Consider the following 23,866-nt stretch of genomic DNA (forward strand, 5'->3'; position numbering starts at 1 on the left):
CATCAGGCGAGTTGTCCGGGCGGCAGGCTTCGGTAGTAGCTGCCGACCCGGGCCAGGTATGCGGGGTCCAGGGTCTCGCGGTCGGTCTGGAAGACCGGTGCCGAGGTCATCTCCTCCCGGGTGCGGGCCATGGTCACCTTCCGCTCCTGTGTGTCGATGTCGGCGACGACACCCACAGGTACCAGAACACTCTTGCCGAAAACCCACACGCCGGTGTCGACGATCAGATGACGCATACCGCGATCGTCGGCCTGTCGGTCCACGTGTCCCATCGTCCCGTCGCTCGCCTCGACGGTGTAGCCCGTGAGGTCCAGCGCCTCGGGGCTGCCGAACCCCGGCGCGTACGACCAGATTCTGTCGATCGTCATGCTGTTCCTCCTGAACCGTCCACCCCAGGTGTCAGCGCCTGCGGCCGCGGGTCGCCCAGCCGCCGCCGACGCCGGAGACGTGCAGGGCGAGCAGGGCGAGGCCTATGAGCATGACGTTGGTCGACGTGAAGACGTCGTTGGTCGAGAGGTCCGCGGCATTGATCAAGAACGCGATGAACAACACGATCGCCGCGACGATTCCGAGCATGAACTCTCCTCATCCGAAGTGGTGGTGGAGTCCGAGTGCCCCCAGGAATCCTGTCGACACAACTTCGCGCGTCGGTGCGGGCCCGGAACGGGAGCCGGTCTCACGTACCGCTCGCGCGGGCGGAACCCCCGTACACAAGTCCGGCCGGCCCGGACGGGGCCGAACCGCGGGTCCTGCCGTCATCATTGAGCCCACCACCCGGCCGCGAGTGCCGATCAGTCCGCACCTGTCGCCGCACACGCCCCCACCGGCCCGCAGCTCATCGAAAGCAGACAGCCATGGCACACACCCCGGCCGGATCGGCCTGTTCTCCCGTCGGGGCCGCTTCGTGAACGCGGCCCGTGTCCCGGGACTGGTCCTGCCCCTGGTCTATCTCTGCGGGCTCGTCGCGGTCCTGGCCTGGTACTGGCGGCACCGCGGCGAGTAGAGCGCGTACGGCGAGCAGCGAGCGGCACGGCCGGCCCCGGGTGGAGCGACCGCGGTCATCTTCGGGCGAGATAGCTGCGTACGGTCGTTCCGGACGCGGCGGTGTGGACGCGTACCAGGTCGGACAGGAAGTGGACGAGGAGCAGGCCCCGTCCGCCGAGTTGGTCCGGGCGCACCGGGCGGCGGCCGGCCAGGGGGTCGGTCAGGTGTCCCTCGTCACGCACCTCGCAGACGATCTGCTCGCTCTCGGCCCAGATCCGCAGCGTCCCCGAACCGCCTCCGTGCACCACGCTGTTGGTCGTCAACTCCGCGACGACGAGGTTCAGATCCTGCAGCCGGGGCGGCGCCATCCCCCGCTCCCGTGCCTCACGCAGCGCGAAGTCGCGTGCGGCAGGCAGCAGTCCGGCGGCGAAGCGGACCGTGGCCGCTCCCGGCGGATACGGCAAGGACTCGTTGTAGCGCGCGAGGACGCGTCCGGGATCGTAGGCGTGGCTGACGCCCGGCCGCCCGTCGCAGATCACCACGGGGTGCGTGGCGTGTGCGTCGGCGATCACGTCGTCGGAGAGGGTTCGGGCGTCGTAAGGGCAGAGGATGGTCGCGTCGCGGCCGTGGAACGCCGTGTTGATGAGGGCTTCGTGCTGGACGCAGGCCGGGTACTCGATCGGCGTACGGCCGTACCAGATCGGCTCCCCGATGATGCGCACAGGGCGTCCGGGGTGGGCGTCGGCGAAGGATCGCAGGACGGCGGGGATGATCCGGCCGGGGTTCCGGCCGGCCTGTGTCATGTCGATCCATCGGACCTCGTGGGCGACCGGTCCGAGTTCCGCCTTGAGCAGCGCCAGTCGAGACGGAGGCGCCGCCACCGCCACGGGCAGGCCGGCGGCGAGGCCCTCGGACACGAACGGCAGCGTGCCTTGCGCGTACTCCTGCTCGGAGCGGTACAGGAGCGCGGGGTGCGCGAACGGCTCCGCCCGGTCTCGGACGAAGGGCGACCGCGCTCCGTCTTCTCCCTGCTCCATGCCCACTGGCTCACCTCGGATCCCACTGTAGGCGGCGACGGTTGCCGTCGGTGTGCATCCGGCGGAGGGCTTCGGCGAGAAGTGGTAGTGGCCCCACCTCCGGCGGGCCGCGGAACAGAGACGTTTCGCGGGTTTCGGAGATTGGGTGGCATGCCTGGCTTGAGACGGGGCAGACGGGCACTGTCTTCAATTCCTTCGAACGAACTGGGGTGGACCGCATGGCAGCCGTGACGGCAGCGAAGGCAACCAACACGGCACAGCAGGCAGGGACGGCACAGGAGGAGGCACTCCCCCTGATCGACGAGCCGCTGAAGATCAGCCCGAAGGACGCGCGCTCGTTGTCGCGTCAGTTCTTCGACCGGCTGGCCGTGCTGGAGGAAGGCACGCACGACTACCAGTACGCGCGCAACACGCTCATAGAGATGAACCTCTCCCTCGTGCGGTACGCGGCGGCCCGCTTCCGCAGCCGCAACCAGGACGAGATGGAGGACATCGTCCAGGTCGGCACGATCGGACTCATCAAGGCGATCGACCGTTTCGAGCTGACCCGCGAGGTCGAGTTCACCTCCTTCGCCGTTCCGTACATCGTCGGCGAGATCAAGCGTTTCTTCCGCGACACCAGCTGGGCCGTCCACGTGCCCCGCCGTCTTCAGGAGGCGCGGATCGAACTCGCCAAGGCGACGGAAGAACTGCGCACCCGCCTCGGCCGCACTCCGACCACGCGTGAGCTGGCCGCGCTGATGTCCCTCTCCGAGGAGGAGGTCATCGAGGCGCGCAAGGCCTCCAACGGCTACAACTCCTCGTCCCTCGACGCCGCGCTCACGGCCGACGACGGCGCGGACGGGGACACCGTTCTCGCGGACTTCATCGGCGAGGACGATCCCTCGCTCGAACTCGTCGACGACTTCCAGTCCCTGGCCCCGCTCATCGCCGAACTGGACGAACGTCAGCGCCGGATCATCCACATGCGTTTCGTCGAGGAGCGCACCCAGGCCCAGATCGGCGAGGAACTCGGCATCTCGCAGATGCACGTCTCGCGTCTGATCACCCGCATCATCAAGCGTCTTCGCACCGGGCTGCTCGATCCCGCGGTCGCCTGACGCGCCACGTTCGTCCGACGCACCCGCCCCGGGCAGCGTTCTACAGGGACAGCGTTCGACCGGGGCGCCGCGGGACGGTCCCGCCCGAAATCGGGCGGGACCGTCCTGTGCGTCACCGGGTCACAGTCCCGGATGCCGCCGTGCTCGGTGCCGGGGCGTACCCGGCGGGCCGGGCGGTGAAGACTCCCCGGCCCCGGGTCCGGCTGCGCAGCCGGGTCGCGTAGCCGAACAGCTCGACCAGCGGCACGGTCGCGGTGATCACCACGACGCCCGCCCGCGCGACGGACCCCGAGACCTGCCCGCGTCGCGCCGCCAGGTCACCGAGGACCCCGCCCACGGCGTCGTCCGGCACGGTGACCGTGACGTCGGCCACCGGTTCCAGGAGAACCATCGCGCAGGCGCGCAGTGCCTCCCGAAGCGCGAACCGGCCGGCCGTCCGGAACGCCCGCTCCGAAGAGTCCTTCGGATGGGTCGCTCCATCGGTGAGGACGACACGCACCCCGGTGACCGGATGCCCGCCGAGCGGCCCGTCGGCCAGCGCGTCACGGCACCCGGCCTCCAGCGCCCGGACGTACTCCTGTGGCACCCGTCCGCCGACGACGGTCGAGCGGAACTCGAAGCGCGTCGCGCCCCCGTCGCCGTCGCCCGGGACGTCCTCCAGCGGCTCCACGTCGAGCACGACATGGGCGAACTCACCGGCGCCGCCGTCCTGTTTGACGTGCCGGTGGACCAGCCCCGACACTCCCCGGACGACCGTCTCCCGGTAGGCCACCCTCGGCCGGCCGACCCGGACGTCCAGACCGTGGGCGAGCCGGATCTTCTCCACCGCCACCTCCAGATGCAGTTCGCCCATGCCCGACAGGACCAGCTGCCCGGTCTCGGGGTCGGTGCGTACGACCAGCGAGGGATCCTCCTCGACCAGCCGCGTCAACGCGGACACCAACAGCTCCGCCTCGGCGCTGCCGACGGCCTCGACGGCCACCGAGACGACCGGATCGGCGACGGTCGGCGGTTCGAGGACCAACGGAGCCCCGGGGGCGCACAGGGTCGACCCGGCGCGGGCCGACTTCAGCCCGACCACCGCGACGATGTCGCCCGCCACCGCCCGCTCCAGTGGGGCGTGGCGGTCGGCCTGCACCCGCAGGATCCGGCCGATGCGCTCGGTGCGCCCCGTGCCCGAGTCCCACACCGTCTCTCCCTTCCCGATCGTGCCCGAATAGACACGCAGGTACGTCAGCCGGCCCGTGGCGGTCCCGTTCACCTTGAACACCAGTGCCGCGAACGGTGCCGCCGGGTCGGCGAACCGCTCCTGTTCCCCACCGTCCCGGGTGCCGCGTACCGCGGGCACGTCGCGCGGCGACGGCAGGTAGGCCACCACGGCATCGAGCAGTGGCTCGATCCCGCGGTTGCGGTAGGCCGAGCCGCACAGCACCACCACGCCGTCGCCGGAACGGGTCAGGTCGCGCAGCGCGGCGGTCAGGGTCCGCGCGGAGAGCGTCCCTTCCGCGCAGAACTCCTCGAGCGCGCCGGGGTGGAGTTCCGCCACCGCTTCCTCCAGCTGTCGGCGGCGGCCTTCCGCGGCGTCCCTCAGCGCCTCGGGCACCGGGCCTTCCTCGACCGTGTCACGGCCTTCGGGCCAGACCAGTGACCGCATGCGCGGCAGATCCACCACACCGGTGAACCCGGCCTCCGATCCGATCGGCAACTGGACGACCAGCGGGGCCGGATGGAGCCGCTCCCTGATCGACTCGACCGCGGTGTCGAGGTCGGCACCGGCGCGGTCGAGCTTGTTGACGAAGGCGATCCTCGGCACGCCGTACCGGTCCGCCTGGCGCCACACCGCCTCGCTCTGCGGTTCGACTCCCGCGACGGCGTCGAAGACCGCCACGGCGCCGTCGAGCACCCGCAGGGAGCGCGCCACCTCGTCGGAGAAGTCGACGTGGCCCGGGGTGTCGATCAGGTTGATCCGGTGCGCGTCCCAGGCACAGCTCACGGCCGCGGCGAAGATGGTGATGCCACGATCGCGTTCCTGGGGGTCGAAGTCGGTGACGGTGGTGCCGTCATGGACCTCGCCCCGCTTGTGGGTGGTCCCGGTGAGGTAGAGGATCCGCTCGGTGAGGGTGGTCTTCCCGGCGTCGACGTGGGCGAGGATGCCCAGGTTGCGGACGGCGGCGAGCGGAGTGTCGAGGTGACGGTGCAGGTCGGTACGCACGGCCCATGGCCTTTCGGAATGATCCGGACGGGACGGCGCGATTTCCCGGACGAAGCGGCCCGCGGTCGTGCCACGGGCCGTGCGGGGACCTCCGGCCACGGCACATCCCCATGGGGGCGTACGGAGCCGATCTGCCCGGTGACGGGCGGAGAGAGGTCAGATGTTCGTCACGGACCACCGGTGCCGGCCGCGCAGCCGGCACCGGGGACCCGGAGACACGAGGATCACCTCGTAGCGCGAAGGGGGAACGACGACTGCGGTGCGGTGACGCACGGCCCGGCTCCCCTCACTCGTCAGGACGCGCGCCGTGATGTTCCGCAGGTGCGGTGAGCGCGCGTTGTGGGGTGAGTGTAGGGAGCGCGAAGCGGTCGGCGCACCGGAATTTCGCTCCTCGCGCCGCGCCCGGCCCCGGAGTTGGTTCGGGGCACGTCCGGTCAGAGCAGGCCGGAGTCGGCCGCCGAAAGCGCCCGGGCGAGCAGTCCGCCGGGCGGCTCCGTGGGCCTCAGCAGTTCGGCGACGGCCGCTCCCGTGGCGCCGTGCCAGGTTCCGTACCGTCGGAGCATGGCGTGGTCACCGCCCTTGACCAGCAGCACACCCGCGCGGGAACCGGCGGCCCTGGCCCGGCGGACGAACGCGATCGACTCCGAGGGATCGGTGACGCGGTCGCGGTCACCGTGGAGCGCGATGACCTTCTTGTCCTGGAGGTGGGCCACCGGTTCGCCCTCCGGGCACCAGGGCGCCAGCGCCACCACTCCGCCCACCTGTGTCGCCGCCGCGACGCGCAGAGCCGCCCGGCCGCCCATCGAATGACCCACGAGAATCACCGGCACCTCACCGACGAGGCGGACGAGCTCCGCGAGCGCCCGCCGGACGTCACCGACGGGGTCGGCCCGTGAACCGTTCCAGCCCTGGAGGCGGTAGCGCACCTGTCCGAGGAAGACCTCGTCGTCCGGCACGGCCGCGGCGACGGCCCGGACCACGGGCCTCATCCGCAGCGCCGCCACGTTCCAGGGCCGTGAGCGGGCCAGGCTGTCGGCCCGGCCCCCGTGCAGGACGAGCACGGCCGCACGCGCCGCGTCCGAGTGACGGACCGGCACCAGGGCGGTGTCGGCCCCGACCGGTCCACGCGCCGGTCCGCCAGAGGTCCTTGTCCGCGTTCGGCCGCGCATCACAGCTCTTCCCGTGTTCCGACTCCGCCTGTGGGAGAAGTGTCCCACCGCCCACGGGTCGTCCGTCGCCGGCCGCCACGCGGACGGGTCGCCACCGGCACCGTACCGGTCACACCTCCAGAGCGGATTCCAGGCGCTTGAGGTTGTGCCGGGCCGGCGCGAGGTTGCTGCGGCCACGGTCGAGTGCCAGGTAGAGGAAGAGCGTGCCGGAGGTGGCGTTGAGCGGCCTGATGAGGTGGTACTGCTCGCCGAGGGTGATCAGTGAGCGCCCGCTGCGGCACGGGACACGTGATCGTCACGGCGGTCGGCAGCCGCGCGTTGCTCGTCGTGGTCGCCGACGAAGGTCTCGACCTCGCCGCGTTCCGCCGCGAGATCCCGGCGGTCGTGGAGGAACTCGCCCGGCACCTCGACGCCGACGTGACCTCCTGAGGCGGCTCCTGATCCGCGGCCCCCGGGCCCGGCCGTCGCGCCCCACCTCTCGCCCCGCCTCGCGACGATGGAACGGTCCCCGGAGTCGATGGTGCAGACTGGCGAGAACCCGTCGCACTCTGTCATTCCGGCCACTGCCGGGGCCGCGATCACCCTCGTAGCGTCTCGCACATGCTCTTCGTCGCACCCGTACTCATCGGTGTTCTCTACGCGTTCCTCATGTCCCTGCTCCGCGAGCCCACGAGGCGGCGGTTCAACGCCATCATGGTCGCCGGGGCCGGAGCCGCCTATCTGAGCAGTGGCAGTTTCGGCGCCTGGGAGTTCGTCTTCACCGCCGCGGTCACCTACTGCGCCTACCGCGGCCTCGACTCGTACGTCTGGATCGGCGTCGCCTGGCTGCTGCACACCGCCTGGGACGCCCTGCACTACCTGCGGGGAGCCCCGATCATCCCGTTCGCCACGCACTCGTCGCTCGGCTGCGCGATCTGCGACCCGGTGATCGCCCTCTGGTGCCTGCGCGGCGGTCCCTCGCTCCCCACCCTGATCGGCTCCTGGTTCTCCAAGCGCCCCACGTCCCTGACGAACGCCTCACACGCCTAGCCGCCCATGGGTGACTGTGCCGCCAGGTCCCGGGCCACCTCACGGGCCGCGCGGGCCCCCGAGGCCAGGGCCCCCTGGACGGAGCCGGTGGCGCGGTGGTGGCGGCCAGGTCCTGACTGCCTGCGAGCCGTCCCGGACGCAGGTCGCCGAGCCTGCGGGGCCCCGGGTCGGGTCACTGAAGCGGAGCGGGCCGTCGTCGGTGTGCACGAGGACCCCCGGGGTGAAGGGCCGCAACCGCAGCGCGCGCAGTGCGAGGCGCCGTCGGACCTGGGGGTAGGAGGTGTTGAACACCTGAAAGCCGCGGTCGATGACGAACCCCTCGTGACGGTCGGAGCGCATGCGCCCGCCGACCCCGTCCGAGGCCTCCAGGACGCGGACACCGAGTCCCGCCCCGGTCAGGTCGCGGGCACAGGCAAGTCCGGCGCCGACCACCAGCACATCCGGCCCACCACGGGTGGCGACCATGGGAACACTCCTTCGATCAACGGCTCCGTCGTCGCGGTGATGCCCGGCGCGGTGATGCCCGGCGCGGAAACGCCGGCACCGCCCCCGAAAGGGGCAGCACCGGCGGACGGGGCGGTGTCAGTGTCCGGACCCGTAGTGTCCGCCGAGCTGATCGCGGTAATGCGGGTCGCCGAGGTGCTTCTCCTTGTCGAACTCCGGTGCCGACTTGATTTCGTCCTTCGTCCGGGCGACGTGGACGGTCTTGTCCTCGTGGGCGATCGTGGTGATCGTCCCGGCGGGCAGCAGGACCTCCTTGCCGAAGATCCAGATGCCGGTGTCGACCACGATGTACTGGGAACCGACCTCGTCCGAGTGCTTGTCGACCTTCCCGATGTGCCCATCGGTCGCTTCCACCCGGTACCCGGTGAGATCCGAGTCGGGGGTGTGGCCGCTGGTCGGAGTGTAGGCCCACAGATTCTCGTACATGAAGAAATCCTCCAGCTATGTCGCGGTGCGCTTGAAAACACCGGGTGTCCGTTCAGCGCGCGCCGACACTCTTTTTCCCGAAGAGAATTCTCAGAGAATTGCGACTTTCAACCAACAGCGGGAATTCTCCGCACGCAACTCGGCACGGAGCAGGGAAATCCTCGGCAGCCGCGGGCCGCCCGACCCACCGTGATGCGCACGACCGCCGGAAGGAGGAGCGTGGTGGGGTAGGGAGGAGCGTTATGGGCACGGCCGACCACCGGCATCACATCCGGGAGAGCCAAGGCTGGCTGCGCGGAGCACCACCACCGCGCTGGGTGCGGGTGCTGCCGCCCTCCCTGCTGGTGGCGGTCTGCACCGCCGAACTCCTGAGTCGGTACCCCTTGGACATCGGCTTCCTGCTGGGCGCCATCCCGTCGCTGGCCGTGCTCTCCTACGGACCCGTGGCGACGGCCGTCTTCGGCGCCATCGTCATCCTGTTCCTGTTCGTACCGCCGCTCCAGCTCAACCATCCGGGCAACACCGACCTGCTGACCATCACGTTCGTCGCGATCCTGAGCGTCGCCATCTCCCTGGTGCGCAGTCGGCGCGACGCCCACCTGGTCACGGTGCGCAGCGTCGCGGAGGCCGCCCAGCTCGCCGTGCTGCCGCCGCTTCCCGGACGCGTCGGCCCGGTGCGCTGCACGGCGCTCTACCGGGCGGCGCAGCGCGAGACACTGGTGGGTGGCGACTTCTTCGACGTGCGCGCCGGCCCGTACGGTGTGCGGGCGGTGATGGGCGATGTGCAGGGGCACGGGCTGTCGGCCGTCTCGACCGTCGCCTCCCTCCTCGGGGCGTTCCGGGAGACCGTGCTCGACCAGGGCGACCTGAAATCGGCCGCGGCCCGCCTCGATCGCCGGCTCGTCGTGGACTCGGCCCAGACCGCTCACGCCGAACTGTTCGCGACCGCTCTGCTGCTGGAGTTCTCGGCCGACGCGGACGCGGTGCGCCTGACGTCCTGCGGACACCCGCATCCGTTTCTGCTGCGCGACGGCAAGGCCGTCGAGCTCGTACTCGAACCAGGAGCCCCCCTCGGTCTCGGGTTCTTCGAGATCTCTCCGCCGCAGATCTGCACCGTGCGGCTGGAGCGCGGCGACCGACTGTTCCTCGGCTCCGACGGAGTGACCGAGAGCCGGGACGCGACGGGCGCCTTCTATCCCCTGGCCGAGCGCCTGACCACGTTGGCCCGGGAGAGACCGGCCGACCTCACCGACCGCCTCTGGGAGGACCTCCTGCGGTTCTGCACCGCCGTGCGTGACGACGTCGCGATGCTGGTCCTCACACCCGACGCCCAGGGCGATCGGGGGTGAGGACGGTTCGCCCGCCCGGACCGCGCGGGGCGGGCCGGACGGGCGAGGTCGGCGGGCGGACAGGTCAGGGGGTGAGCTGCCACTGCTGGATGTAGCCGACGTCGATCGCGGCGGTGTCCTGGACCCTCAGTTTCCAGGTGCCGTTGACGGGTTGCGCGGAGGCGTCGACCGTGAAGGTCTGGTCGACGTTGTCGGCGCTGCCGCCGCTGTGGTTCAGGAGCGAGTAGACGGTGCCGTCGGGGCCCACCAGGGAGACCGTCAGGTCACCGCGGTAGGTGTGGATGATCTTGACGTAGACCTGGGTGGTGGCCGAGGCGTTGCCGGTCCGGCCGGTGACGGTGATGGGTGACTCGACCGCGGCTCCGGCGTCGGGGATGTCCACCCGCGTGCTGTTGGCGTAGATGTTCGCCACCCGCCAGGTGAAGCTCACCGAGACGGACGCTCCCGTGCTGTCGGTGACCGTCACGGTCACGGGGCTGGTCCCGGTGGTGGTGGGAACTCCCGAGATCAGGCCGGTGTCGCTGATCGTCAGACCGTCCGGCAGGCCGGTGGCCGCATAGGTCAGGCCCGCGCCGGAGTTGGTGGTGTAGGCGCTGGTCTGGAGGGAGACCTGCTGGCCGACGCCACTGGTCTGGTCGTCGATCGGCGCCACGTTGACACCCAGCGCGATCCGGTCGCCGACATGGATCCCGGCCCAGGCGGCGGCGACGGCGAGGTAGGTGTCGCTGTACGCGCCGAAGAGGTCGGCGGCGGCCTGGAGGGTCGCGGTGCGGGCGCCGGCGTAGTTGGTGCTGGAGGTCATGTAGGTGGTCAGGGCCCGGTACCAGATCCGCTGGGCGTTCTCGATGCCGATGCCGGTCACGGGGACGCCGTCGTAGGTCGGGCTGTCGTAGGAGACCCCGTTGACGGTCTTGGCGCCGCTGCCCTCGGAGAGCAGGTAGAAGAAGTGGTTGGCCGGTCCGGAGGAGTAGTGGACGTCGAGGCCGCCCAGCGAGGAGTCCCAGTTGTCGCGGGACGCCCCGTCCTTGGACGGCTTGTCCATGTACCGCAGCGGGGTGCCGTTGCCGTTGATGTCGATCTTCTCGCCGACCAGGTAGTCGGGGACGTCGGCGGACAGGTTGGCGTGGAACTCCACCGCGGCGGCGAAGATGTCCGAGGTCGCCTCGTTGAGGCCACCGGACTCGCCCGAGTAGGTGAGGCCCGCGGTGGCGGCGGTCACGCCGTGGCTCATCTCGTGCGCGGCGACGTCCAGGGCGGTCAGCGGGTGCGCGTTGCTCGCGCCGTCCCCGTACGTCATGCAGAAGCAGGTGTCGGACCAGAAGGCGTTGACGTAGCTGTTGCCGTAGTGCGCCCGGCTGTAGGCGGCCACGCCGTCGTTGCGGATGCCGTTGCGGCCGAAGACGTCCTTGTAGTAGTCCCAGGTGGCCGCGGCGCCGAAGGCCACGTCCACGCCGGCCGTCTGCCGGTTGCTCTGGGTGCCGTCTCCCCAGACATCGTTGTCATCCGTGAAGAGGGTGCCGGTGCCGGAGGTGCCCTGGTTGAGGTCGTAGGTGCGGTGACCCGCGCGGTCGCCGTCCACCAGCTGGTATGTGGAGCCGGACGGCGTGGTGCTGAGCGGAACCGATCCGCTGTACTGACCCGTGCCCGTGCCCGTGCGTACCGCCTGGAAGTCGAACAGGGCCTTGCCCGAGGTGGCGTCGGTGATGACATGGAGCTCGCTCGGCGTGCCGTCGTCCTGGGTGCCGCCGACCACCGACTCCCAGGCCAGCACCGGCTCGGCGCCGGCGGCCCAGACGACGAGCCGGGGAGCGCCGTCGACCGCGGGACGCGTGGCGTCGGCCTTCTTCGCGACCGCGAGTGCCTTGTGGGCGGCGGTGGCGGACGTGACGCGGGCGGTGGTGGTCGGCACCTTGAGGTCGGCCTTGCTCGCCTCGGACACGGTGGACAGACCGTTCCTGACGTGTACGACGAGGTCGCCGCCGAGGACCGGCAGTCCGGCGTAGGTGCGCTCGTAGCGGGTGTGTGTGGTGCCGTCGGCGTCCTTGGAGACGTCCTTGACGATCAGCTTCTCCTTGGAGCCGAGGTCGAGGATCTTCGCGGTGGCGCCGGCCGCGGCGCTGGCGCTCTTGAGCAGCGCGGCGTGCGCGGCGGGAGACAGTTTCGCCGGGGCCGCGGCGGCCCGGGGGGTGGCGACGATCTTCGCGTGGCCGCGGTCACGGGGGGCCGCGGACGCGACGCCGGTGTGGAAACCGGCGGCGAGCAGCGTGCCGGCGGCGGTGAGCGCCAACGCCGCGGTGTATCTGCGTCGGTGCGAGGTGCGGTGGGGCGGGAGCAAGGGCTTCTCCTTCTGGCGACGATCGGCCCGTGGTCGAGGCCGAGAGAGCGGGCCGACAGGGTGTGGCCGGCTGGCAACGCGCTGAGCAGGGAAGGGCGCTGCACGAGGTGACCCACGAGGGGAGTGTCGGAACTCGGCGGCGCGCGACAGGTGGGGGGTGTGAAGGAACGGTGAACGTTCAAGAGCAGACTGGCATCGCATGCACAGTTTTGTCATGGAGATGACAAAGCAACGGCTGAAATTGGCTATTGATTGCTGGGTGTTCACCCCGGCTCAGGGCACTTTTCGGCCGGAGCCGGACGGTCCGGGTGGCACGGGTGGCACGGGTGGCACGGGTGGCACGGGTTGCCGAGCGCGGGAAGCCGCGCACGCCGGTTTCCGCGAACCGCATCGACGGGGACACTGGCCTGACGATGAATCAGCGAAGTCGGCGGGACCCGGACACGCGCCGTCGGACGGTGCGGCTCACGACGTTCAATGTGCTGCACGGCAGGGCGCTGCCGGACGGAGGGCCCCTCTCCCCCGCCGCGAACCCGGCCGAAGGACCGCTCGCCCGAGCCGTCGTGTCCCTGGACGCCGATGTCCTGGCGCTGCAGGAACTGGACCGCCTCCAGGAGCGATCGGGCGGGGCGGACCAGGCGTCGGTCGCCGCCGACGCGGCGGGGCTGAAGCACTGGCGCTACGCGAGCGCGTTCCACGCCCGTTCCACGGCGGACCACGGGTGGGTCCGCGACCCGGCCGAGCCGGGGCTGCGGGTGTACGGCCCGCAGGACGTCGGCTCGGCCACGGACGTCCCCTCGCACGGGATCGCGTTGCTGACCCGGTTTCCGGTACGGCACTGGCGGGCCCGGCGGTTGGCCCCGGCGCCCCTCGGTATGCCCCTGAGGTTGGCCGGGCGGCCCGGGCTCACCCTGGTCCGGGACCAGCCGCGCGCCGCGCTGGCCGCCGTACTGGAGGGACCGGGTGGTCCGTTCACGGCGGTGGCGGTGCACCTGTCGTTCGTACCGGGCTGGAACGTCGCACAGTTGCTCGCCGTCCGCGACTGGATCGCCGACCTGCCCTCACCTCATGTGCTGCTGGGCGACTTCAACCTGATCGGTGCCCTGCCCAGGGTCGTACTGAACGCTCCCCGGAAGACCCGCACCCCACCGTCGCCCCGCGGCTGGTTCGATCTGGCCCGCACCCCGACCTATCCCGCGCACCGCCCGGTCGTGCAGTTCGACCATGTGCTCGCGACCGGCGTCGGCGTGACAGCGGCGAGCGGAGTGCGCACGCCCGCGACGGGGATCTCGGACCATCGCCCGCTCGTGCTGGAACTGTCCCTTTGAATGCTCCCCGGGGCGGCACGCCGGGCGTTCCGGACGCCGTGCAGCACCGCGTACGCCTCGGCCGGGACGCCATGGCCGGCCGGTGTCCCGGGGGCGGGCATGGTGTGTGCCTGGTGCGTCGATTGCGGTGTGGGGGGCGGAGGCTCAACGGCCCGTCCGGATCAGGCCCGTCAGGTAGCGCCAGAGCGACGAGCGGCGCTGGACGGCCTGGTCCGTCGTCACCGTCCCGGACACGTCGGGGGTGTCAGGGGTGTCGGACTCCGGGCCCGCGACGCGCTCCTGCCCGTCCGGCGCCAACGCGGCGACCGGCGAGGCGAGTTCGTACCGTACGGGCAGTGATCGCAGGCCGCGCATGAACGGGGAGGAGCGCCAGGGCAGTTGGTCCACCGGGAGCGCCAGTTCCAGGTGGGAGAAGCGCTCGAACAAGCGGCTCACCCCCACCGCGGCGACCGTCGACGCCAGCTCGCGTGCCGGGCACTGGCGTCGGCCCGCGCCCCACGCGAGGTGCGCCCGGCTGCTGATCGTCGTATTGGCCGCCGCGTGGTCGGCGAAGACGGGATCGGCGTGCGCGGCGGCGGAGGACACCCAGACCGGATCTCCTTCGCGGATCGTGTAGTTGCCGAGCGGAGTGTCCTTGGCCGCGAACCTCGGTACGAAGTTCACCAGCGGCGGTTTGCGCATGACGACCCGGTTCATGGTCTCCCTGACCATCCCGGCGGACAGACTTGCCCGTGCGCTGCCCTCCCCCGCGATGACCTCGACCACGGTGTTCGAGATCAGGATGCCGACGTGGTCGGACGTCATGCCGAGCAGCATGAACAGCTCACGGGCGAGCGCGTCGAGAGAAAGGTCTGGGTGGGCTGCCAGCAGGTAGGAGGGGAAGTCGTCGCCCGGCCGCGTCCGCTTGGCCGCCGCCAGCTCCACCAGCGTCTCCAACAGGCGTTCCAGGGCGGGTTCCGCGTCCGGCCCCGCGTCGAGCACCCGCCACATGTCCATCAGCGCGTCGTCGCCCTGCGAGCCGGGGAAGCCGAGCAGATGACTTGCCACCATCAGCGGCAGCGGTCGCGCGAACTGCGCCGACAGGTCGGCCACGCCCGTGCCGCCGCCCTGTCCCAACAGCGTGATCAGCTCGTCGGCGTGGGCGGTGACGGCCGCTTTCAGCCGCTTGGTCTGCGGGTGGCGCGGATCCTGGAAGGGCTTGAGCGCCGCGTCCCACGCCGTCCGCAGCGGTGGGTAGCCGGGACCGCCCTGGATCAGCACGTGGTTCACCTCGAGGGAGGGTCCGAGCGGCCAGTCGGCGGGAACCCTGCCCTCCGACCGGGCCCGCCAGTTCTCCAGCCCCTTGGGCCACGCGTCGTCGTCCTGGAGGACCTGAAGCGACTCGCGGTACCCCAGCACCAACCACGCCGGTACGCCCAGCAGATCGACCGGCGCGACGGGGCCGTGCCGCTGCCTGAGCCGCTCGTAGACGAGCGCGGGGCGCGTCTCGTAGTCCCGGGTCAGCAACGGCTGCGCGGTCATCGCCTCCAACCGCGTGTCGTCCACGTCCATGGATCCGCCGTCCCCCATGTGGGATTCCACCGTTCGCAGCCCTTCGACGCTCCCCGCCACCGGTTCGTGGCCCTTCAGCGGCTACGAACCGGTGCCAGACCCTACCCCAGCCCGCACGAACGGGCCGCCGCGGGGCGCCCGTTGATTCAGGCCGTGGTTCAGGCCGTGACCTGCGCTGGTTTGCCCGGAGTGCGCAGGACCGGGTCGGTGCGCAGGCGCAGGAAGGCAAGACCGAGGGCGACGGCCTGCAGCGCGGCGCACACCGCGATGACGTAGTCGAGGGCCCACGGCGAGGTGAGGGCGACAACGATGCCCGCGAGCGGGAAGGGCAGCAGCAGAAGCAGGATGGTCAGGGAGAGGGTGCTGCCGAAGACCGCGGCCGGGATGAGCAGGGAGCGCAGCGTGCGCAGGACGACGGTCAGGCCGCCGTCGCCCGCCATGAACAGCGCCATGAGGACGACGTACGCGGTGTACGTGGGCGCGTGGGCCAGGGCGAGACAGGCCGCGGACGCGACGGTGGAACACACCACGCCGACTCCCCACAGGCCCAGCCGGTTGAGCGCGAAGCGGCAGACGGTGACCGTCAGGAGCGTGGAGGCCGCGGCTGCCGACCAGAGGGTGCCGACGGCCGCCGGGGACAGACCGAAGCGCTCGACGACGATGATCGGGCTGGCGGACTGGAGCAGCCCGAGCGCGAGGTTGGAGACGGTCAGGCCGCCCACCAGCCAGCCGAGCGCGGGCAGCGAACGCAGCGTCCGCCAGCCCGTCTTGAGGCCCGCTCCCCGCTGTGTGGTGCCGGGCTGGGAGCCGCGAAGGGGGGTCGGCGGGGTCTGCAGGGCGAGGGCCGCCGCCAGGCACGACAGCACGCTCAGAACGGCGAGCATGTGGGTCGGCCCCGCCAGCAACAGGACGCCGCCGAGCGCGGGTCCGGTGAGCGTGGCCGTCTGGTCGATGCCGATCAGGACGGCCTGCACCTTGTGTGCCTGGGTGTCCGCACGGCGGCTCACGATCGCGCCCACGGCTTCGTTGGCGATGAAGCTGAACTGCGTCAGGGTGCCCGTCGCGGCGGCCAGCGCCATCACGACGAGTGTCTGCGCCGACCCTTGTTCCAGCATCGTCAGCGCGACGCTCCCGCCGGCCACGAGGACCGCGCGCGCCGAGGACGCGAGGAAGAACACGATGGCGGCTCCGCGCCGGTCGACCAGGTCACCGGCGAGGCCGAAGGCCGCCACCCGAGGTATCCATTCCAGCGCGAAGGCCAGCCCGGTCAGCGAGGCGGATTCGGTCGTGGCCAGCACCAGGAGCGGCATGGCGTACGTCGACATGGAGAAGGCGAGTGCGTCGAAGGCCCGCGGTGCGTAGACCCGGCGGAGCAGGCTGCCGGGTGGTACGGCGGCATGCCGACCGGCCGGTCGGCCCTCGTACAGTTGAATGGTCACGGAGTATGGGGGGCTTTCACTCAGCTGTGATGGGGAACGCCCGGCGGGCTCGAAGGACCCTCAGGCGGGCAGGCGCACGACGTTCGTCGAGCCGGAGAGCCACCCGCCGTCCACGGCGTGACGCCCCGGCGGCGGTCCGTTCGACACCGGCGGCACCTACGGGGTGGTGCGGACCGCCTCGGCGCCAGGACCGGCGGGGGCCTCTCCACCGGGACCGGTGGAGAGAGGACTGCTCGTCCATGCCATGGCGCGATGTCGGGTCACACGAACTCCGCTCGGAACGAGGGCGAGTCGGGAAACGGGCATGCGGGATGAATCGACACGACCGAGACCGGGGAAGGGCATCGACGCAGGCCTTGTTTAGGCATCAACATCTGTGCAGCCACAAGGTAGCCGAAACTTTCGGATCACCCGAAAGCGTAATCAGCCAAAGTCACCGACCTGCGGCTGAATATGACATCAGCAACCGCCGGGCCGTGCAAGAGGTGCGCCGGATCCCGCCGGACCGTCGTACGGGACGGTGCGCGGAACGGACGCGTCGGGCGGTGGGATCCAGGACGTCAAGAGGGGGACGCCCGGGGCCGTGTTCGTGACCGCCCCGGTGGCCTCGTCCACGGCACGTGAGGGGATCGCGACGAGGCCTCCCGTGGCGAACTGACGGAAGAGAACCCGAACGGTGAAATCGCGCATGCCGGTTTGCGGTGTCCACCTCCTGGCCACACGGTGAAGAAAGGCATGTCGCCGCATCCCACTCGTCGGCGGCCTCGAGGAAAGCGACTGTGATGATGAAGGGCAACGCCAGAACGAAGCAGCTCAAGGGCAAGATGAGGGAGACCCTCGGCAGAGCCCTGGGCAACAAGTCCATGCAGAGGGCGGGCCGCGGCGAACAGCTGCGCGGAAAGGCCCAGGAGATGACCGAAAAGGCCGCGGGCCAGATCCGCCAGCGGACCAAGCACTGAGGACGACGGCCCGGGCGTCCCGGATACGGTCGTCGGCGCCCGAGCAGGGTCTTCGGCGCCCCGGGGTGCGGTCCTCGGCGTCGCCCCTCCGGCGGATGGGACGGTGCCGCTCGATCCGCTCACGGTGACGAACCGTGTTCCGGCCCGCCTGCTCCATCGCGGTGGTCGGCGCCCTGCGAGGTCGCCCTGCGAGGTCAGCGGCCCGGGATCGATGCCGGCGACAACCCCTTCCTCTCGACGGCCCCTTCCTCTCGGCGGCGTGTTCCTCTCGGCGGCGTGCGCGACCACGCCACCGGGCAGGGTCCGCGACGCGCCGGAGGCTCCGCCCGGGTCGGGCCCGAACCCCGCAACGGAGGGCGCGCAGGACCATGACTCTTCAGCATCCCGCCGACCGCGGCGGTGTCGGACGCGGCAAGTTCGAACGATTCGCGGAGTCCGTGTCGACGGTGACCAGTTCACCGGCCTTCTTCGTCTTCTGTCTCGCGCTGGTTTCCTTCACTGTCGCCGTGCACATCGCGGGAATCGCGACGGAGTGGCTCCTTCTCGCCGGCGACTCCATGACGGCGGTGACCTTGCTGCTCCTCGCGCTGCTCAAGAATTCGGAACTCCGGGCCGAGCGAGCGATTCAGCGCAAGTTGGACGCCATCGCCGCCGCTCTGCTCGAAGCACAGGAAGGTGAACCCGGAAAGGCGCACGAGAACCTCAGGAACGTGATCCGGATGGAGGAGGAGATCTGAGGGTCCGAGGAGGCGACTCGTTCCCCGGGCGGGCCTAAGCGTGCGTCAGCCGGAGCCGTAGGTCGATCTCCTGGTCGCCGGAGGCGGACCCGGACACCTGGACGCCGAAGGCGGACGTGAGGGTCTGCCGCAGCCGGTCCACCGCCACGGGACCGCCTTGGAGCTCCACGGCGACGGAACCGTCCAGGGAGAGGTCGGACGGGAGCGCGGCGTCGCGCGCGTCCCGCCCCACGAGGAAGGCTCCGGTCCAGGTGTCGGACCGCGCGGTGCTGTCGTGCCGCGGCATGTCGTCACCGCTCTCCTCAGCGAAGCGTGTACCCAGGACGCGCAACACGGTGTCCGCGTCCGCGACGGAACAGGCGTCCAGGACGACCTGCACCCGCTCAGGGGAGGAGGCCGACCGATCGGCCGGGTCGGGGGATGACGAGGTGTGGTGCGCGGTGTCGGTGTGGTGCGCCGTGCTGTTCATGGTGTCCTCTCACGTCTGCTGGTCGGGCCCGGCACCGGCGGAGCCGAGCCGAACCGCGTGCGGGTCGCGTCGTCGTCAGAGTTCGCGCAGGGCGGGCAGCAGTGTCTTCTCGGCCCAGGCGATGAACGGGAGTTGCTGGTCGCCGCCCACCTGCACCAGGGCGATCTCGGTGAAGCCCGCCTCCATGTAGGGCCGGACCGCCTCCATGAAGGTGTCGATGTCGTCGCCGCACGGGATGGCTCCCGCGGTGTCCTCCGGGGTGACGTACCGGGTGGCGTCCTCGAAGCCCGAGGGGCCCGGCAGTTCGGCGTTGACGGGCCAGCCGCCGAGGGCCCAGCGGAACTGTTCGTGCGCGCGGGCCACCGCGGCCTCCCGGTCCGGGTCATAGCAGACGGGCAGCTGCCCGACGCGTGGTTTGCCCCGGCCGCCACTTCGGTCGAAGGCCTCGATGAGTTCCGGCTCGGGCTCGGTGGCGATGACGAGGTCCGCGAGTCGGCCGGCCAGGGAACAGGACCGCTTGCCGGATACGGCCACCCCGATCGGGGGCGGTTCGTCCGGCAGGTCCCACAGCCGGGCGTTCGCCACCTCGAAGTGTGTGCCCCGGTGATGCACGTCGCCGCCCCCGAAGAGCTCTCGGATGATCTCCACGGCTTCTTCGAGCATCTCCAGACGGATCTGCGGGGAGGGCCAACCACCGCCCACCACATGCTCGTTGAGGTTCTCGCCCGAGCCGAGCCCGAGCCGGAACCGGCCCTCCGAGAGCAGTTGCAGGGTCGCCGCCTTCTGCGCGACGACGGCCGGGTGATAGCGGGTCGTCGGGCAGGTCACGTACGTCATGAGCGGTATCCGCGCCGTCGCCTGGGCGGCGGCGCCGAGCACGCTCCACGCGTAGGGGGCGTGCCCCTGCGACTCCAGCCAGGGAAAGTAGTGATCGGACGTGACGGAGAAGTCGAAACCGGCCCGCTCCGCCTCGACCACGTGTTCCACGAGGTCGCGAGGGCCGGCCTGCTCGGTCATCATCGTGTAGCCGATTTGCACCATATCTTCCGCATTACCCGTAGCCATGACCCGAAACATCCGACCGCTGCCACAGGCGGTGAGTCGGCGCCGACCGGCGGGGGTGCCGACTCACCGGCGCCGAGCTCCCCCACGCCCCGGAGGTCACGACCGGCGTGGACCGCGCAACGACGACGTCCTCCGGGAACCTGATCAAGATTGGCCGCCGCGACATCGAGAAGACCGGGCCGTCGGCCCGTACCCATGGTCATGGGGTCGCCCCGCCCCTGACATGGCCGACATTCGAAGAACAGGCAGCCTCATGAACGCATCCGCTTCCATCGGCGTCACCGGCCTCGGAGTGATGGGCCGCAACCTGGCCCGTAACTTCGCCCGGAACGGTTACACCGTCGCCGTCCACAACCGCTCCGCCGGCCGCACCCGCGCGCTGGTGGACGAGTTCGGCCACGAGGGCTCCTTCGTCCCGGCCGAGACGGCCGAGGAGTTCGTGGCCGCGCTCGCCCGCCCCCGCCGCCTCATGATCATGGTGCAGGCGGGCGCGGCCACCGACGCCGTCATCGACGAGTTCGCCCCGCTCCTCGAGAACGGCGACATGATCATCGACGGCGGCAACGCCCACTTCGCCGACACCCGCCGCCGCGAGGCCGCGCTGCGCGAACGCGGCCTGCACTTCGTCGGCGCGGGCATCTCCGGGGGTGAGGAGGGCGCCCTCAACGGGCCGAGCATCATGCCCGGCGGCTCGGCGGAGTCGTACGCCGTCCTCGGCCCGATGTTCGAGAGCATCAGCGCCAAGGTCGACGGCGAACCCTGCGCCACCCACATCGGCACCGACGGCGCCGGACACTTCGTCAAGATGGTCCACAACGGCATCGAATACGCCGACATGCAGCTCATCGCCGAGGCCTACGACCTGCTGCGCCAGGTCGCCGGGTACAGCCCCGCCGAGATCGCCGACGTCTTCCGCACCTGGAACGAGGGCCGCCTCGGCTCCTATCTGGTCGAGATCACCGCCGAGGTCCTCGCCCACACCGACCCGCGCACCGGTGGCGCGTTCGTCGACATCGTCGACGACGCCGCCGGGCAGAAGGGCACCGGCCGCTGGACCGTGCAGACCGCCCTCGACCTGGCCTCCCCGGTCACCGCCATCGCCCAGGCCACCTTCGCCCGCGCCGCCTCCGGCCAGAGCGACCTGCGCGCCGCCTACCGAGGGCTGCCCGGCGGCACGACTCCCCCGCTCAGCCGCACCGAGGCCGCACGCTTCACCGCCCAGGTCGAACACGCCCTGTACGCCTCGAAGGTCATCGCCTACGACCAGGGCTGGAAGATGATCCTGGACGCCGCCGCCGAGTACGGCTGGAAGATCGACCTCGGCTCGGTCGCGCGCATCTGGCGCGGCGGCTGCATCATCCGCGCCTCCTTCCTCGACCGTATCCGCGCCGCCTACGCCACCGACCCCGACCTCGTCAGCCTGCTCGCCGAGGCCGGTTTCGCCCAGGAGATCAGCGACGCCCAGGTGCCCTGGCGGGAGATCGTCGCCTCCGCCGCGCGGCGTGGCATCCCCGTCCCCGCGTTCTCCGCCGCGCTCGCGCACTACGACACCCTGCGCGCCGACCGCCTGCCCGCCGCCCTCCTCCAGGGGCAGCGCGACTACTTCGGCGCCCACACCTACCGGCGCACCGACCGTGAGGGCTCCTTCCACACCCACTGGTCGCAGCCCGACCGCCCCGAAACCACCGCCTGACAGGGGCTCGGGCCGCGTGGGTCACTTCCGTGGGGTGGGCGGCCCGCCCCTCGGGTTCCTGCCGCGCGCCTGGGTGTGTTCGGGGGTGTGGCAGGGCCCCCCACGCGGCTGCCGACCAGGTCACGGGACTGCCACACTGGATCGCATGGCACGTGAGCAGCGCAGCGGCAGCACAGGTGGCAGGGGCGGTACGGGACTGGGGCACTTCCTGCGCGCCCGCCGCGCCCGGGTGACACCCGCCGACGTCGGTCTACCGGAGGGCCCCGGGCTGCGCCGCACGCCCGGGCTGCGCCGCGAGGAGCTGGCCACGCTGGCGGGGGTCAGCATCGACTACTACACGCGTCTGGAGCGGGGCAAGGAGACCAATCCGAGCCCGTCCGTCGTCGACGCCCTCGCCGCCGCCCTCCGGCTGGACGGGACCGAACGCGAGCATCTGCGCGACCTCGCCGCGCGCGCCTCGCGCACCGTCCCGGAGCTGTCGCCGGCGCCCGGCGGCTCCGGGCTTCCCGGCGGCTCGGTGGATCCCGGTGTCGAGCTGCTGCTGGAGAGCATGCGGCCCCATCCCGCGCACGTGGTCAGCCGCACCATGGACTTGATCGCCGCCAATCCGGGCGGCCTGCGTCTGATGACCGGGCTGGAGGAGTGGCCCGAGAAGCAGCGCAACATCGTGCGCTACGTCTTCCTCCACCCCGCCGCCCGCGCGCTCTTCGACGACTGGGAGAACCAGATCCGCGGCTGCGTCGCCCGGCTGCGCACCCTCGCCGGCACCGACCCCGACGCGCCGGACCTCGCCGACCTCGTCGACGAACTCCTGCTCAAGAGCCCGGACTTCGCGCGCCTGTGGGAGGCGTACGACGTGAAGGGCCATTCCTCGGGCCGCAAGACCTTCCACCATCCCCGGGTCGGCGACGTCACCTTCGGCTACCAGTCCATGACGCTGGAGGGTACCGACGGCCACCGCCTGGTCGCGTACCACGCCCCGCCCGGCACCCCCGAGTACGACGCGATGCTCCTGCTCGACGCGGCAGGGAAGGCCGGAGAGCGGCCCGCCCCCCGGGCGGGGGCCGGCCGGCCCGCGGCCGGCTAGGGCCTGTCCGGCGGATCATGCCGGAGACGCGGGGTCTGGCACGCCCATCTGCGGCGTTGTCGTCACTCGCCGACGCTCCGCGTCGACTCCCTCCTCCGCCTTGCAGCTGCACGCACCAGACCCCGCTCACCTGCGCTGATGAGGCGCCGTTACTTCCCTCCGACCTGATCCGCCGGACAGGCCCTAGCACTCCCCTCTTCACGTGCCCCTCGGGTGACCTCGGCACGTGCGGCAGCACCCCGTACGAGGGCTCGGGGGCACGCCTCGTACGGGGTGGTCTCGGGCGGACGGTGCCGCGGCGGGTCAGGCCAGGGTCGCGGTGTCGATCACGAAGCGGTAGCGCACGTCCGAGGCCAGGACACGCTCGTACGCCTCGTTGATCTTCTCGGCGGGGATGATCTCGACCTCGGCGCCGATGCCGTGCTCGGCGCAGAAGTCGAGCATCTCCTGCGTCTCGCGGATGCCGCCGATCAGCGACCCCGCGTACACGCGGCCCTGCATGATCAGCGAGAACACGTTCAGCGACAGCGGCTCCGCGGGAGCGCCGACGTTGACCATCGTGCCGCCCACGGCGAGCAGGCCGAGGAAGGTGTCGAGGTCGAGCTTGGCGCTGACCGTGTTGAGGATGACGTCGAAGGTGCCGGCGAGCTGTTCGAAGGTGGCCGGGTCGCCGGTGGCGTAGTAGTGGTCGGCGCCCAGCCGCAGGCCGTCGTCCATCTTCTTCAGCGACTGCGACAGGACGGTGACCTCGGCGCCCATCGCGTGTGCGATCTTGACCGCCATGTGACCGAGTCCGCCGAGGCCGATGACCGCGACCTTCTTGTCGGGGCCCGCGCCCCAGCGGCGCAACGGGGAGTACGTGGTGATGCCCGCGCACAGCAGCGGGGCGGCCTCGTCGAGGCCGAGGCCCTCGGGGATGGTGACGACGAAGTCGTCGTTGACCACGACGTGGGTGGAGTAGCCGCCCTGGGTCAGGGTGCCGTCGGCGTCGATCGAGCCGTAGGTGAGGGTGTTGCCCTTGAGGCAGTACTGCTCCTCGCCCCGCAGACAGGGCACGCACTCACGGCAGGAGTTGACCATGCAGCCGACGCCGACCCGGTCGCCCACGGCGTGCCGGGTGACCTCGGAACCGACCTGGGTGACGATGCCGGCGATCTCGTGGCCGGGGACCAGGGGGTAGGTCGCCGGGCCCCACTCGCTGCGGACGTTGTGGATGTCGGAGTGGCAGATGCCGCAGTACTTGATGTCGATGAGGACGTCGTGCGGGCCGACGTCACGGCGCTCGACGGTGGTCGGCGCGAGCGGTTCGGTCGCCGAAGTGGCGGCGTATGCGGGGACGGTAAGCACCGGTTCTCCAGTGGGGGGTGAGGTTGATGGGGTCGTCGGCAGCCGG

22 protein-coding genes and 1 pseudogene are annotated in these 23,866 nt (G+C 71.1%); 10 read left to right on the plus strand and 13 right to left on the minus strand.

Annotation, left to right across the window (positions count from 1 at the left end; genetic code table 11):
• Window positions 1–2: 2 nt before the first annotated feature.
• From FNV62_RS04330 to FNV62_RS04335, 3 genes are all read right to left on the minus strand, one after another.
• Entirely contained in the window at window positions 3–368 is a 366-nt protein-coding gene (locus FNV62_RS04330) for a hypothetical protein (protein ID WP_054229402.1), read from the minus strand.
• Window positions 369–399: 31 nt separating this feature from the next.
• Window positions 400–576 carry a hypothetical protein gene (locus FNV62_RS54505; RefSeq protein ID WP_095856747.1) on the minus strand — a complete coding sequence of 59 codons (177 nt, stop codon included), beginning with the start codon at window positions 574–576 and terminating at the stop codon, window positions 400–402.
• 482 nt (window positions 577–1,058) lie between these two features.
• A complete protein-coding gene (locus FNV62_RS04335; protein ID WP_144314690.1) occupies window positions 1,059–2,021 on the minus strand; it encodes an anti-sigma factor RsbA family regulatory protein in 963 nt (320 codons plus the stop codon).
• 218 nt (window positions 2,022–2,239) lie between these two features.
• On the opposite strand from FNV62_RS04335, the gene FNV62_RS04340 reads away from it, so the two are divergent.
• A complete protein-coding gene (locus tag FNV62_RS04340; protein ID WP_097288676.1) occupies window positions 2,240–3,121 on the plus strand; it encodes an RNA polymerase sigma factor SigF in 882 nt (293 codons plus the stop codon).
• A 112-nt stretch (window positions 3,122–3,233) separates the two neighbouring features.
• Here the strand turns inward: FNV62_RS04340 and fusA are convergent, their stop codons facing one another.
• Window positions 3,234–5,333: an elongation factor G gene (gene fusA / locus FNV62_RS04345; protein WP_143612186.1), complete on the minus strand. Its 2,100-nt coding sequence runs from the start codon at window positions 5,331–5,333 to the stop codon at window positions 3,234–3,236.
• A 434-nt stretch (window positions 5,334–5,767) separates the two neighbouring features.
• Window positions 5,768–6,430 (minus strand): alpha/beta hydrolase, encoded by a 663-nt coding sequence (locus FNV62_RS04350; protein WP_225900138.1) that lies wholly within the window; start codon window positions 6,428–6,430, stop codon window positions 5,768–5,770.
• Window positions 6,431–6,763: 333 nt separating this feature from the next.
• Between FNV62_RS04350 and FNV62_RS04355 the strand changes: the two genes are divergently transcribed.
• Together FNV62_RS04355 and FNV62_RS04360 are read left to right on the plus strand one after the other, a co-directional pair.
• Window positions 6,764–6,931, plus strand: coding sequence for a hypothetical protein (locus FNV62_RS04355; RefSeq protein WP_181360840.1), 168 nt, complete (start codon window positions 6,764–6,766; stop codon window positions 6,929–6,931).
• A 171-nt stretch (window positions 6,932–7,102) separates the two neighbouring features.
• Entirely contained in the window at window positions 7,103–7,531 is a 429-nt protein-coding gene (locus FNV62_RS04360; RefSeq protein WP_144314691.1) for a DUF6010 family protein, read from the plus strand.
• Between the two features lie 91 nt (window positions 7,532–7,622).
• Here FNV62_RS04360 and FNV62_RS04365 read toward each other — a convergent pair.
• Together FNV62_RS04365 and FNV62_RS04370 are read right to left on the minus strand one after the other, a co-directional pair.
• Window positions 7,623–7,996: pseudogene (locus tag FNV62_RS04365) on the minus strand (FAD-dependent oxidoreductase); the annotation flags it as partial.
• A 117-nt stretch (window positions 7,997–8,113) separates the two neighbouring features.
• Entirely contained in the window at window positions 8,114–8,461 is a 348-nt protein-coding gene (locus FNV62_RS04370) for a PRC-barrel domain containing protein (RefSeq protein ID WP_144314692.1), read from the minus strand.
• On the opposite strand from FNV62_RS04370, the gene FNV62_RS04375 reads away from it, so the two are divergent.
• On the plus strand, window positions 8,460–8,654 hold the full coding sequence (locus FNV62_RS04375) for a hypothetical protein (protein WP_144314693.1): 195 nt from the start codon (window positions 8,460–8,462) through the stop codon (window positions 8,652–8,654). The two genes, FNV62_RS04370 and FNV62_RS04375, sit on opposite strands and share 2 nt — an antisense overlap.
• Window positions 8,655–8,703: 49 nt before the next feature.
• Window positions 8,704–9,810 (plus strand): PP2C family protein-serine/threonine phosphatase, encoded by a 1,107-nt coding sequence (locus FNV62_RS04380; RefSeq protein ID WP_097282681.1) that lies wholly within the window; start codon window positions 8,704–8,706, stop codon window positions 9,808–9,810.
• Window positions 9,811–9,874: 64 nt separating this feature from the next.
• Here the strand turns inward: FNV62_RS04380 and FNV62_RS04385 are convergent, their stop codons facing one another.
• Window positions 9,875–12,145: a M4 family metallopeptidase gene (locus FNV62_RS04385; protein ID WP_097282682.1), complete on the minus strand. Its 2,271-nt coding sequence runs from the start codon at window positions 12,143–12,145 to the stop codon at window positions 9,875–9,877.
• Window positions 12,146–12,558: 413 nt separating this feature from the next.
• Here FNV62_RS04385 and FNV62_RS04390 point away from each other — a divergent pair, with 413 nt between their 5' ends.
• Window positions 12,559–13,473 carry an endonuclease/exonuclease/phosphatase family protein gene (locus FNV62_RS04390; protein ID WP_205523119.1) on the plus strand — a complete coding sequence of 305 codons (915 nt, stop codon included), beginning with the start codon at window positions 12,559–12,561 and terminating at the stop codon, window positions 13,471–13,473.
• A 144-nt stretch (window positions 13,474–13,617) separates the two neighbouring features.
• Here FNV62_RS04390 and FNV62_RS04395 read toward each other — a convergent pair whose 3' ends face one another.
• Window positions 13,618–15,042: a cytochrome P450 gene (locus FNV62_RS04395; protein WP_205523120.1), complete on the minus strand. Its 1,425-nt coding sequence runs from the start codon at window positions 15,040–15,042 to the stop codon at window positions 13,618–13,620.
• A gap of 140 nt (window positions 15,043–15,182) precedes the next feature.
• Window positions 15,183–16,463, minus strand: a complete 1,281-nt coding sequence (locus FNV62_RS04400; protein WP_054229411.1) for an MFS transporter — start codon at window positions 16,461–16,463, stop codon at window positions 15,183–15,185.
• Window positions 16,464–17,245: 782 nt separating this feature from the next.
• Here FNV62_RS04400 and FNV62_RS04405 point away from each other — a divergent pair.
• Both FNV62_RS04405 and FNV62_RS04410 read left to right on the plus strand, forming a co-directional pair.
• Window positions 17,246–17,422 carry a CsbD family protein gene (locus FNV62_RS04405; protein WP_143612194.1) on the plus strand — a complete coding sequence of 59 codons (177 nt, stop codon included), beginning with the start codon at window positions 17,246–17,248 and terminating at the stop codon, window positions 17,420–17,422.
• 368 nt (window positions 17,423–17,790) lie between these two features.
• Window positions 17,791–18,159: a low affinity iron permease family protein gene (locus FNV62_RS04410; RefSeq protein ID WP_144314695.1), complete on the plus strand. Its 369-nt coding sequence runs from the start codon at window positions 17,791–17,793 to the stop codon at window positions 18,157–18,159.
• Window positions 18,160–18,193: 34 nt separating this feature from the next.
• On the opposite strand, the gene FNV62_RS04415 is transcribed toward FNV62_RS04410, so the two are convergent.
• Complete coding sequence (locus FNV62_RS04415; protein WP_054229414.1) at window positions 18,194–18,628, minus strand: hypothetical protein; 435 nt, start codon at window positions 18,626–18,628, stop codon at window positions 18,194–18,196.
• A gap of 75 nt (window positions 18,629–18,703) precedes the next feature.
• Window positions 18,704–19,669: an LLM class F420-dependent oxidoreductase gene (locus tag FNV62_RS04420; RefSeq protein ID WP_143612197.1), complete on the minus strand. Its 966-nt coding sequence runs from the start codon at window positions 19,667–19,669 to the stop codon at window positions 18,704–18,706.
• Between the two features lie 277 nt (window positions 19,670–19,946).
• Here FNV62_RS04420 and gndA point away from each other — a divergent pair, with 277 nt between their 5' ends.
• Both gndA and FNV62_RS04430 read left to right on the plus strand, forming a co-directional pair.
• Window positions 19,947–21,386, plus strand: coding sequence for an NADP-dependent phosphogluconate dehydrogenase (gndA, locus tag FNV62_RS04425; RefSeq protein ID WP_143599985.1), 1,440 nt, complete (start codon window positions 19,947–19,949; stop codon window positions 21,384–21,386).
• Window positions 21,387–21,531: 145 nt separating this feature from the next.
• Window positions 21,532–22,473 (plus strand): helix-turn-helix transcriptional regulator, encoded by a 942-nt coding sequence (locus tag FNV62_RS04430; RefSeq protein ID WP_144314696.1) that lies wholly within the window; start codon window positions 21,532–21,534, stop codon window positions 22,471–22,473.
• Window positions 22,474–22,776: 303 nt separating this feature from the next.
• Here the strand turns inward: FNV62_RS04430 and FNV62_RS04435 are convergent, their stop codons facing one another.
• Window positions 22,777–23,820 carry an NAD(P)-dependent alcohol dehydrogenase gene (locus tag FNV62_RS04435; protein ID WP_143654329.1) on the minus strand — a complete coding sequence of 348 codons (1,044 nt, stop codon included), beginning with the start codon at window positions 23,818–23,820 and terminating at the stop codon, window positions 22,777–22,779.
• Between the last annotated feature and the right edge of the window lie 46 nt (window positions 23,821–23,866).

It is taken from the genome of Streptomyces sp. RLB3-17 (genome assembly GCF_007113425.2).
Classification (GTDB): domain Bacteria; phylum Actinomycetota; class Actinomycetes; order Streptomycetales; family Streptomycetaceae; genus Streptomyces; species Streptomyces mirabilis_D.